Source organism: Candidatus Enterococcus murrayae, assembly GCF_017315985.1.
GTDB classification, from domain to species: domain Bacteria; phylum Bacillota; class Bacilli; order Lactobacillales; family Enterococcaceae; genus Enterococcus_A; species Enterococcus_A murrayae.
Window position 1 is genome coordinate 89,138 of the sequence record NZ_JAFLVR010000012.1, and the last position, 12,023, is coordinate 101,160.

The following is a 12,023-nucleotide window of genomic DNA, read 5'->3' on the forward strand; positions in this document are numbered from 1 at the left end:
CTAAAACACTCAAAACAACGGAGGGACATTATGACTAAAATTTTAATACTAACGAAAAATTCACTCGCCGAACAAGACCTTCAAAGCGCCCTTCAACGGTTAAATGACGAGGTGTATTGCTCGTCTAGTTTACTGTATCAGGCAGCGGACTGTTTGGAACTTATTCAACACTTTTCTGTAATAATCCTTAGCGATACGATTTCAACTCTAGAATTAGTGGATTGTTTACCAATTTTGCTCAAAAGCGGCCGCAAAATTGTCCGTAAAGGGGATCGAGAGTTAATCAAAAGTGGAGAGTATTCATGGATGTTAGAGGATATTGATGATTGGATCGATGCTGAAACGCCAACAGCAGAACTCGTAGAAGTAATTGCAAGAAACAATGTTTCAGAAAAAAAGGAGTCACAACAGGAAAATCAGATATCACTAAATAAAATGAATGCTAAAGGTTTATCAGAAATCAAATGTCAACACTTTATTTCTGGGCTATCCAGCAACGAACGGAAAGTGCTCCTCCAGTTGTACAAGGCAGAAAGCAAAACTGTTGCAAGAGAAGACTTTTGTCAAAGTTTATGGGAAAGCGCTCCAACAAACTCTAACCTGAGCCAACTATCATCGTTAATTAATCGAATAAAAATAAAGATTGAGGAAGTCGGATTTGAAAAGTCTGAGCTGCAAACGGTTTGGGGAAAGGGGTATCGAATGGGATTGACTATCCATTCCTTTCTAGCAAAAAACGAATTTGGCGTGAGATCGTAATTTTTTAGTGTACAGAAAAGGAATGAAGTGTATTCCGTCTACGTGACAGGATACACTTCAAATTATCTTTTCTGTACACTTTTGTTTTATATAATGGTTCTCTGTCTTTTGAAAAGACTTATAGAGCAATCCGTTCAAACCCAGCATAATCAGGCATCCAAAATCTGAAGAATTTTCTGGTTGATAGTGAGGATATCTGAAAGAGTTACCTGGGCATCGATCAGCAACGTTTCAACGAAGGAGTCGCTCTCAGAAAGAAAATTTGTACTTATACAGAAATCCGCATTTTGATAGGCTATCGAGTTACTTATTTCAAGGTTGTAAAAGCTTTGAAAAGTACTTTTAATCCGCTCGATGACAAAAAATTCAAGGACAGTAGGCAAGTCAGTCTCTACTTTTATTCTAATTTTTTTTGCAAATTTAGAGGGACTTTCAATCAGCGTACTTGCTATTGCAAATGTTAGAGCTAATCCTTGACGTTTATCGGGGTCATCAGGATAAACAGCTGATTGGGCTAATAAATTGGTCGTGTGGAACAATAGCTTTGGAAAATGCTTTGTTATATATTTTTCTACTTCGTATCCAGTTACTGTAAAGCTTGTTTTGCTAAACAGTTCTACAGATAGACAGCCTGCTAAAATTGTACTTAAAAAGCTTTGTTTAGTGTTCGTTGAAAAGGTGTCAAAATCAGAAAAATGATTTGAGTCTTTCAATAATTCGCTGAAAGGATTTGGATAGGGCAATAGTTCTGCAGGAGCTTTGTCTAAGAAATGAACCAATTTACTATTTAGTAAATAAAAATTAGAGTTGGAATAGAACCAAAGAATCAGAAAGTAGATTTCTGTTCGATCTAAAAGATACTTTGAATGTAGCTCTTCTAACAATACCGTGTTGAAATCACTATCTGTACTCAAGATGATTGCCAACAAGTTTTTAGCGATATAAGGAGAATGCTTGATAGAGTCAATTTTCTTCTCCTCAATACGAAAGCCCTTTCTAAAACGTAGAATAGTGACGGCAAAAACGTAACAGGTAAGCTTAAGGCCTATGTCATTGTAATTAATAGTATTTTTAGCAAAAATATTAGCTACAAGTTCTTCACATTTTTTCTCAGAAATACCAGGGAATGGCCAATAGGACCCATGGTAGATATTCCAAAAAAAGGCAACTGCGAAAAATCGAATTTTTGCCTCGTCTCCACGCAGTAGGACATTTCCATCTCTTCTTTTTAAGGAAAGTCCGATATCTTCAAAGAGAGGCTTTAACTCATAAAGGCGCTTTCGAACCTTCGATTCAGAAATAAAATTATCATGAGTGAATTTTATGATATTTATTTCATTATTCTGTAAAAGTAGTTCCACTAGTTTGAAAAATGGATTCGTTTGAATGACCTGTTGATAAATAATTTTATAGTCTTTTTTAGTTCCAGTAAATTTATATCCTTGACCACGTTTAGCAAGCAAGATTTCTTTTGATCTATTTTCTTCTATGTAAGGGGTATTCTGCAATAAATCAAAGTATTTATAAATAGAATGTCGATTCATTTTTAATTGGGTACTTAATTCCTCAACGTCTATAAATCGAGGGTTCTTATATAATACTCGGAGCAGCTCCAGCTCTTTTACTGACTCATTTCCCAAGAAATTATTTAAATGAATCATGGTAGACCTCCGTTTTTTATAAGAAACAGTATATATTTAATTTTATTCAAATATTAACATAATTTGGCTCTGAAGATATCTTTTTAACTTAAGTGACCGCTGGAATATATTTTACAAGAGAAACTAGAAAATCATGATGATGTATACGCAAAAAAGCGCCTGCTAAAAAGCAGACGCTTAATAAATTGAAAGAAACTATTCATCTTGCTGGAGATTCCTTCTGGTAGAGTGGAGTTCTTTTAACACAGAATTTAGAGCGAAAAAATCCTCATAGTTTAAATTTTGATTGATAAAAACTACGGGTTTTCCACTAATACTCAAGCGATGAGTATTTGGGGCAGAACTGGTCGCGATGATTAAGTCATGCTCCTCGCTGGCATTTTTAACAAAATGAATGTGATACCAATTGATAAAAATGGATGAAATTCTTTGCTTTACTCGTTGTTCAGCAAAAACAGGCAGATCGCTTTCGAAATAAATTGTAATAGGTGGTTCAAATTTACTTAGTTGTTCTATCGAAATAAGAAACAGTGTATATCTCATATGTAGTTGTTCCCGTTCCCGAAAAAGCGCTAGATTGGTGTGTGCCTGCAAATCATCGATCAATTGATACACCTCGCTTGCAGCAAAAGGATACGAAGCTTTAGTTTCTGTCGTGATATCATACCCAATAATACCGATTGGAAAGCCCTTGAAAATATCTGTAAAAAGATGGCACGCAATGAAATACCCCATGGTACTTTTCTCTAGATCATCATCAACAGGAATTTCAAAACGCTGCTTGAAAAAATGAAAAAAATCCTTTGAAGCTTCATAAGCAGGCGTGTTGCATTTCTTATGGGCCTCAATGAAACGCGCACTTAATTCGGGGAAATCATATGTTTTTACAAATGTTTGCAGCACAATTAGAAAAAAATTTATTTCGTTATCTGAGAGTAGGTATTCCTTTAAAGCAGAATCCAATTGCAGCTGATGATTCACTTCTTCATACACATTCCATTCAGAACGCCAGTCAATCGTTTTTCCTTGATGATAACGTAAAATGATGATCGCTAAGGAGTAACTTAATAGACGCTTATCTGTCTCGCTCAAATCACTGGAGTTAAGCCTTTCTAGTGCCAGAATATCATTTATTGTTCTGTTGATTTTCTCTTCTTTTAATGTAGGAAAAGGCCAGCAGCTTCCTTTAAAGGTCATCCATGTCGAAATAAGAAAATACATTCTGATTTGAGATTCGCTTCCGGCCAATTCGTAGCTGCCATTTTTGTAAATAACTTGGATACCATAGGGAGCTAAGTTTTTTCTGAAAGAACGAATTTTTCTTTTAATAGTAGATTCACTAACAAAGAATTCTTGTTCTAGCTGTGTCAGGTTATTTGGCTGACTTGAAAAGAGGCGACGCATCAGTTTTATCGTTAAAGTATCTTCCAATAGATAGACCTTAAATTGAGAAAGGATATTTTTATTTTTTGCCTCCAAAAATATGCCCTGACTCTTGCTAATCAAAATCTGCAGGTCACCCTTCGCGAACTTTTCTGAATCCTCTGCGAGCTCTTTACAATATTTCAAGATCGTTTTCTTTTCAATTGAAGTTAGTGCAGAAAGCTTTTCTGCACTATACCATTGTAAAGTATTCTCAATAATACTTAAGATTCTTAATTTGGTTCGAATATTCTTATTAAAAATATAAGGATCAATCATCGTAACCCTCCATTTCTTTTATCCAGATGAGCTTATCATAATTATGTAAATAGTAAAAAAGTAATCCATTATTTTGACGGTCATTTTTTTCCATTTCTTAATGGTATTTTTCGACCTGCACGAAGACTTGAAAGTCTCTATAATTCGTAAAGTCAACTCAAAGCGCAAAGGAGAATAACTTTATGAAGAACAATTCAAACACAACTCGATATTTGAAGGGGGCTGTGATTGCTACAGTATTGGCCAGTCCATTATTATACAGCACGCATTATTTTGCCAAGGAGAATGATCACGTCAAGGTAGTAAACACGGAAAAACATCAACCAACGCTGCTTGATTTAGATGCTCAGACTAAATTAGATGCTATCGAACCAACAATGAACTTAAACACAGGTTTTACCGATACCTTCAGAACGCTGACTGCTGATGGGGATGTACTCCATGTTAGTACGAAAGGGAGATCGGGATTTTCCGCAGGAGTCGGAGCGCAATTTAAACAAGAAATTTTTATTGATCCTGAGATTGCTGATGAATTCTTTTCAACACCAAATTATGAAAAATACATTCGAGGAACGGTTACTCGACCAAGTGGACTTGGGACAACCACGAATAAGATTGAAGGCGATCTTTGGAACAAAAAAACAGGCCTTTTCAATTCTGAAACGATGTATTATGAAGCAAATGGTCAGAAGATCGTTTATAAATCACCAAACTTTACTGTTAATTTAAGTTCGGTAACCTTACAAACAGATCTGTATATTGACTTAGGTCAATGGCACAAAGATACGAACCGTTTAGTTGAGCGGAAAGATTCTTACTCAATTCGTTCACGCAGCAGCTCGGCTGATTTTATTACGATAGGAGGCAAAGGCTCGATCGTTTCGGTTGTCAATGGTGAGAGTATTTTAGATTCTTGGATTGAAAATCCTGTTGAAGATACGACAATGTACCGTCTGGAAGAGCAGCCATCATTTTTCTATGGAAATGGTTTGCAGGATGAAAAAAATGAGCATGAAACAGATTATGTCATTGAATTGGCGGTAAACAATCAGCCTTATCGGGAAATAGCAATGGATGAAAAAGGAGACTGGGAGTTTGACTTTGGTACCTATCTGAAGGACAGTGATGTAGTTTCTGCTCGGGTCAAAGGAACAGAAAAATATACAAACAATAATGGAAAAGTAAATACTAAATACTCTGATTTTGTTTATGCAATAAATGAAACGGATATCGTCCCTTGGAAAGATTGGAAGGTTGAAGCGCCTGCAATTGCTCAAGCGTATGAAGAAGAATTTTTAGTTCAAATGACGACACCTGTTCAAAATAGACAATTAAATCGTTCTTATCAATTAGAAGTAACACTTAATGGTGAAGAGATTTACAAAAAAGAAAATATTAAAGATGATGTGGATGTTGTTGTTCCTTATATAGATGGGCTGAAAGATGGGGATGTCGTTGAAGCAACAATTACTGGTAAGCAATCAGGTGAGGCAGATAAAACAGCGAAGTCTCAAATGGTTGTTGTGAAAGAAGAGACAGACGGCTATGAAGACTGGGAAGTGCAGCCGGCAGTATTCAAGAATACATTTTCTGCTGCGGAAACAATCATTTCAGGTTTTATTCCCATCCAAAACCATGCTGGAGAACGTACGTATGACTATGAATTGTATGTCAATGACACATTGGTAGATTCAGAAAAAGATATTGAAGCCGTATTGAAGTCTTATCCGTTTGAAGCAGAAGTAGATGAATTGGCTCCAAATGATGTAGTGAAGGTTGTAGTCATTGGGCATCAAGATAAAAAAGCAGATAAAGTAGTTGAAACAACCCAAGTGGTCAACGACAAAACCGATTGGAATGACTGGAAGATCACTACACCTACATTAAATGAAGTAACCGATGCGGATCACGCGTTAACAGGAAATACGGGTAGCCAAAGCACAGAGTTTGGACGCACGTATGCCATTGAAGCGTTTGTGAATCAAAAATCAGTAGGCACTATTGATGTGGAAGCAGACAAAGAATTCAAATTTGATTTGCCGCAAGACGTGAAGCTGGCCGAAAATGACGAAGTAGCTATAAAAGTTATAGGTTCTCAAGCAGGTCGAGAAGACAAATACAGTGAGGAAGCAAAACGTACTGTAACTGAAGCTTCAAATTACACAGGCTGGAAAATCAATCAGCCAACGCTAAATAGTGTGAAAAGTACAGATGAAGAATTAACTGGCTCAATTGGCAGCCAAGACACAGAATTCGGACGTACCTACGAGCTAGAAGCTTTTGTCAACGAAGAATCAATTGGGAAAATTGATGCTGAAGCTGGAAAAGAGTTCAAATTTACGCTACCAAAAGAAGTGAAATTAGCTGATGGTGATGAAGTAGCTGTTCAAGTAATCGGTTACCAAGCGGACAAAAAAGATAAGACCAGTGAAAAAGTGACTGTGAAGGTTGAAGACACATCAGATTATGATGAATGGGTCGTTGAAGAAGCAAGTCTTAATGAACTATTCGAACATGATGCGACGATTTCAGGCCATATCCCTCAAGAAGATAGCAATTTTGACCGGAATTACGACCTAGTTGTCCGCATAAACGGTGAAGAAATAACTTCTACAGCGGTTATTTCTGATACAGATTACAAAGCAACGCTACCTAAATCCATTGATTTAAAAGAAAATGATGAAGTTTCTGTTCAAGTAATCGGTCACCAACCAGATAAAGAAGACAAAGCTAGTGAAGAAACTAAAATGACTGTTGCCAAAAAATCTTATCCGACCACATCAAAATTTGAGATTGGCTACTGGGAGAACTTTGGCCTAGTGTATGAAGGTAAGATCGAGAATGAAGGATGGGACCTATCAGATGCCGCACGTGTTACCAAGACAGCTAATCTAATTGATGCAGAAACGAAACAAGTTGCAGCCAAACTAGACGTGGCAAATACAGACTGGTATCAAGAAGGACGTTTCAATGGCTATCAAATCATTGCCAGCAATGATGTATTAGGAGCACTAGATGAAGGAACATACACGATTCAAATGACTGTTGCCATTGATGGAGAAGTTGTTGAGGAAACAGAGCTAGATTTGACTCAAATGATCTCACGTATGGGACCAATCCATGACAATTATGCTGATTTAGAAAAAGTAGTTGTTAAGAGCAACACTGTTCAACCAAAGGTTATCGGCAATCGACCTGGAATTTCTATTACTAAAAATTCAACTGACTCGATCAAGCTAGTGAACAAATACTGGAATAAAGAAAATCAACTAGTTTTTGAAGGCTATCTTGATAGCGAAACAGCTCGTTCTGGCTCAAGTAAAAATTTAGTCGTTACTAACAAAGATGGCGAAGTCGTGTATGAAAAAGCAAGTTTGACATCTGCACCAAGTTCATGGGGGCTGCCAACAGGGATTTCAGATGAAGAATCCTTCCAAGCGATTATTCCAGAAGAATTTTCGGATCAAGCAGCGTTCACCTTTGCTTTGGTGGTAAATGATGACAATGGACAGGAACTTTTTAACGGCACATTTGGCTAGTCTCACAGAGTACGAAAGAAGGAAAAAGAATGTTTACATTACCACCCATGCTGTTTATCATTGCGAAATGGATCTGTTTCGTTTTAGTAGTGATTGTTTTTGCCAATTTAATTTACTTTACTTGTCTCTCTCTTTTTGGGTTAATTAAACCCAAAAGAGAGTACAAGCTTGTTGCAGATAAGAAAAAATTCGTTTTTGTTGTTCCTGCTCATAATGAAGAAGAGGTTATTGAAGCCACGATCGAAAGCTTATTGAACCAAAATTATCGTAAGGATCTATATGATATTGTTGTTATTGCCGATAATTGCACGGATAATACGCTAGACATCATTCAAAGCTTTAATCAAGAAAACGTTGTTGCCTTTGAAAATACTTCGCTGCCGGATGAACCCAGAGGTAAACCCCATGCGATTGCCAAATATATTGCTACTGATCATTGGAAAAGCTACGATTATGTTGCCTTTATTGATGCCGACAATATTGTAGAATCGAATTATTTGAGAGAAATGAATGCTCAGCTGATTGCACATCCAGAATTTACCGCTGTCCAAGGATATTTAGGGATGAAGAATGTCTCCACATCCATAACAGCCACAGGCTATGCAGCGGTCTATTTTATTACGAATCGAGCAGTTCAATATGCGAATTACCGTCTAGGTTGGAATGCGGCGATTGGAGGAACTGGCTTCGTGCTGGATACAGTCTATCTGGCAGAGCGAGGCTGGAATCCTAGAAGCTACACTGAAGACTTTGAGCTTCAGGTCGAGCTTTCGATGGCAGGAAAGAAGAGTGGCTGGAACCATTTCGCAGTTGTGCATGATGAAAAACCGAACTCTTTTATTGCCAGTCATAATCAGCGCACGCGCTGGGCGCAAGGACATTGGTTTGTTGCTATTACTACTACAATGAAACAAATTACGACATTGTTTAAAGCAAAATCACTGCAGGAATTCCTTAGTAAAGTAGAAACATTATTCTATTCCTATTCAATGGTCAGACCAATTGCTTATTTGTGTATTCTATTGCTAATGCTGATAGATCATCGACTAGCTAACTATCTTCCGCATACCTTTTCGTTACTTATGTTTTGGTTGTCCATCGAATGTTTGAACTTTTTTGTTATTCCAATAGTCTATTTTTCACAAGAAGCAGCCCCGTATTTCGATAAAAAGGAAGGGGTTATTGCTAAGCTATTATTTTATGTGCGCTTAACAATTGGTTTTGTCTGGAACTCTTTGACCTATATGATTGCCCAAGTGATCGGCTTTTTCACCTGGTTTAAACCGCAAAATAACTGGAAGAAAACTGTTCACAATGCTACTTTTGATAGATAGGAGCCTTTGATAAATGAAAAATAAAAAATTAGTGAATGCTTTGTTTCTCTCAAGTATGATTGTTTTTTTGACGTTTTTCTTTCTGACAACAATAAATTAGAAATGAACTGTATAGGACTACAAACAGGAATCTTCTCGCTTATAATAAGTGAGAAGATTCCTATTCTTTTATTAGCGGGAAAAGGAATAGTTTGTATGCCAATTTGGTTGCTAATTGATACAATCTTTTTGTATAGTTTAATTAAACAGAAAATGTAAGCCCTTACTTTTTCGGTGAGAAATGGAGGAGTGATAAAAAATGAGAGAAATTAGAGAGATAAAAATCGTTGAAATGGATCAATATTGTGAGATAGCTTTTCATTCTTACCCTAGTTATAAGGACTTTTCTGATGAAGGGAAGAAAGATTTTATTCGTGAAATGCTTTTTATGAGAAAGCACGATCCAGATATTCAATTTTGGGGGATGTTTGAGGGAAAGAAATTAATTGCTCAAATGCGGCTGCTGACCTTTAAAATGAATTTTCTGAATAAGACTATTCAAGTAGGCGGCTTAGGATCGTTAGCTGTTCATTTAATGTATAAAAGACAGGGGATTGCCCGCGAAATGATCGATTTTTGTGAAGAGTATTTCTTGGATCAAAAAATTCCTTTAGTTACTTTACTCCCTTTTTCGCCTCCTTTTTATTACAACAAAGGCTATGGCTATGGTACTAAAATGAATAGATATATTGTACCGACCAGTGTCTTGCCTAAATATGCAGGTGAAAATACGTGTGATTTTGCCACAAAGAAAGAGATATCTAAATTAAAAAAAGCGCATTCAGAAATGCTGCATCAAACACATGGAATGGCGGAAAAGATGGCTTATGAATGGGAGAATAATTTTGCGGATCCAGAAAATCTGTTTATTAAAAGTGTTGATCAACAAGGTGAGACGGATGGGTACGCCATTTTCAAGTTCAAGAGTACCGATGCCGACAATTATACTAAAATTCAAATTTTAGTGAGGGAATTGGTTTATACAAACCGGGAAGTACTGTCTAAATTAATCGGCTTCTTTGCAAACCAAAGCGATCAAGCACAAACGATTGAGATAAAAACCTATGAAGAAGATTTTCACTATTTGTTCTCTAATCCCTTAAGCTGCTCAGAAAATGCTACGGAGTATGGCTATTTTGAAACAAATACGCAATATATCGGGAACATGTATAAAATAATTGACCTGCCTCTTATGCTGAAGCATGTAACGCACAGAAGATATAACAACCAGAGTGTTTGCTTCACATTGACACTACAAGAAGGTTCTAGTGAACAGGTGTATAACATCGTGATAAAAGAAGGCGATATAGAAATAAAACGAACGAAGGAACCTTTTGTTTTAAGTGTTGCGCTAACGCTGTCAGATTTCAGTTCAATTTTTGTTGGAGCGACGACATTTGGAAAAATTTACGCTGCGGGACGACTAGAGTGCTCTGATCCGAATAGAATAAAAAGCCTAGATGATGCCTTTTCTGTAGAACGAGGACCAGTTTGTTGGAGTGATTATTAAAAATTTTCAACCACCGAAAAAAGGTGAAGCCGTGAACAAAGAGAGGGTGAAAATTGTTCTTGATCGAGGTTCTAATTGTGTCAGAGGTCACAGTTCAGTCTTTTGACAAATAGAAGTCATTTTTTTATTCTATAGCCAGTGGAGGAGCTCCCGCTAATTGAATAAAACGAAATTACCAGGTGTATGGATGTACTGAAATAAAAAGCAGATAGCAGTTGAATATATGCAATCCATTAGGAGGTATTTTAATGACAAAAAGAATCTCACTTGAACAAGCCGCAATAGAATTTAGTGAAGCAAATGCACCTCACCCGCGAATTTATGAGTTGCCACCCGAGGAAGGGCGTGCATTATTAGAAGAAGTTCAAGAATCACCAGTAGAAAAACAGCCCGTTACGACTGAAGACGAAACATTGAATACCGGCAAATGGGGCGAGATCAATGTCCGTTTCATTCGACCAGAAGGCACGACGGAAAAATTGCCGGTGATCTTTTATATACATGGTGCTGGTTGGGTATTCGGCAGCGCGAAAACTCATGATAAGCTAGTACGAGAACTCGCAGTACGAACAAATTCTGTTGTCGTATTTCCTGAATACAGCCGCTCTCCAGAAGCAAAATATCCAACAGCTATTGAGCAAAACTATGCGATATTGCAGCAGCTGCCAGAGCTTGCCAAACAGAAAAATTTTGATGTGGATCACTTAACAGTGGCAGGCGACTCGGTCGGTGGGAATATGTCTATCGTAATGACGATCCTGACAAAGCAGCGCGGCGGTATTCCAATCAAGCAGCAGGTTCTTTATTATCCAGTAACGGATGCGAATTTTGATACAGATTCCTACAATGAATTTCAAGAGGATTATTTCTTGACCAAAGAAGGGATGCAATGGTTCTGGGATCAATACACGACAGATGAAAATCAGCGTAAGGAAATCACAGCCTCACCATTAAGGGCCTCTATCGAAGAGTTAAAAGGACTGCCAGCAGCTATGATTTTAAACGGCGAAGCTGATGTCCTACGCGATGAAGGCGAGGCCTATGCACGCAAGCTTCGTGAAGCAGGGGTTGAAGTCACTCAAGTTCGTTTCCAAGGGATGATCCATGATTTCGTCATGGTCAACTCACTCGATCAAACAAACGCTGCTCGTGCCGCGATGACCCTATCAACGGAGTGGATTAAGGAACGGAATAAATAAGTTTGAAATTAGATTTTTACTTGTAGAAGCCTTGCCAGTTCTAGAGCATCAAATAGTGAAGGCTTGTGTATGAAGCGAATTGATTGTTCAGTGCGATATTATGAAAAGTGAGGCTCTATTCAGTCTTAACTGGTGGAAGAAAAGTTCTCCTATAGCTGGACTGATGGGTGATAAATAAATTTAGGCAATACCAAGATACTTTGAGTGGTGTTTTGGTATTGCCTTTTTTGCATTTGCGAAGATAAAAGGAATGGTTTGTATAAATAATAGCTCGATGATCC

7 protein-coding genes are annotated in these 12,023 nt (G+C 37.4%); 5 read left to right on the forward strand and 2 right to left on the reverse strand.

Translation table 11 applies throughout. The features are described from left to right. Window positions 1-30: 30 nt before the first annotated feature. Window positions 31-759, forward strand: coding sequence for a winged helix-turn-helix domain-containing protein (locus JZO85_RS06110; RefSeq protein WP_207107616.1), 729 nt, complete (start codon window positions 31-33; stop codon window positions 757-759). A gap of 149 nt (window positions 760-908) precedes the next feature. Here JZO85_RS06110 and JZO85_RS06115 read toward each other — a convergent pair whose 3' ends face one another. After that, window positions 909-2,420: a helix-turn-helix domain-containing protein gene (locus tag JZO85_RS06115; protein WP_207107617.1), complete on the reverse strand. Its 1,512-nt coding sequence runs from the start codon at window positions 2,418-2,420 to the stop codon at window positions 909-911. A gap of 195 nt (window positions 2,421-2,615) precedes the next feature. After that, the gene (locus JZO85_RS06120) at window positions 2,616-4,121 is read right to left on the reverse strand and encodes an AcpB/EbpR/MafR family transcriptional regulator (RefSeq protein ID WP_207107618.1); all 1,506 of its coding nucleotides are present in this window, start codon (window positions 4,119-4,121) and stop codon (window positions 2,616-2,618) included. Between the two features lie 182 nt (window positions 4,122-4,303). Here JZO85_RS06120 and JZO85_RS06125 point away from each other — a divergent pair, with 182 nt between their 5' ends. The 4 genes from JZO85_RS06125 to JZO85_RS06140 all read left to right on the forward strand — a co-directional run bounded on the left by JZO85_RS06125 (window position 4,304) and on the right by JZO85_RS06140 (window position 11,742). Next, on the forward strand, window positions 4,304-7,660 hold the full coding sequence (locus JZO85_RS06125; protein WP_207107619.1) for a hypothetical protein: 3,357 nt from the start codon (window positions 4,304-4,306) through the stop codon (window positions 7,658-7,660). Between the two features lie 29 nt (window positions 7,661-7,689). Then, window positions 7,690-8,994 (forward strand): glycosyltransferase family 2 protein, encoded by a 1,305-nt coding sequence (locus JZO85_RS06130; protein WP_207107620.1) that lies wholly within the window; start codon window positions 7,690-7,692, stop codon window positions 8,992-8,994. 298 nt (window positions 8,995-9,292) lie between these two features. Beyond that, window positions 9,293-10,543 (forward strand): GNAT family N-acetyltransferase, encoded by a 1,251-nt coding sequence (locus tag JZO85_RS06135; RefSeq protein WP_207107621.1) that lies wholly within the window; start codon window positions 9,293-9,295, stop codon window positions 10,541-10,543. A gap of 248 nt (window positions 10,544-10,791) precedes the next feature. Then, entirely contained in the window at window positions 10,792-11,742 is a 951-nt protein-coding gene (locus JZO85_RS06140; RefSeq protein ID WP_207107622.1) for an alpha/beta hydrolase, read from the forward strand. The last annotated feature ends 281 nt before the right edge of the window (window positions 11,743-12,023 follow it).

Coding starts and splice junctions, on each gene's coding strand:
- JZO85_RS06115 (WP_207107617.1), bottom strand. CDS start 2,420: ATGATTCATTTAAATAATTTCTTGGGAAATGAGTCAGTAAAAGAGCTG.
- JZO85_RS06110 (WP_207107616.1), top strand. CDS start 31: ATGACTAAAATTTTAATACTAACGAAAAATTCACTCGCCGAACAAGAC.
- JZO85_RS06120 (WP_207107618.1), bottom strand. CDS start 4,121: ATGATTGATCCTTATATTTTTAATAAGAATATTCGAACCAAATTAAGA.
- JZO85_RS06130 (WP_207107620.1), top strand. CDS start 7,690: ATGTTTACATTACCACCCATGCTGTTTATCATTGCGAAATGGATCTGT.
- JZO85_RS06140 (WP_207107622.1), top strand. CDS start 10,792: ATGACAAAAAGAATCTCACTTGAACAAGCCGCAATAGAATTTAGTGAA.
- JZO85_RS06135 (WP_207107621.1), top strand. CDS start 9,293: ATGAGAGAAATTAGAGAGATAAAAATCGTTGAAATGGATCAATATTGT.
- JZO85_RS06125 (WP_207107619.1), top strand. CDS start 4,304: ATGAAGAACAATTCAAACACAACTCGATATTTGAAGGGGGCTGTGATT.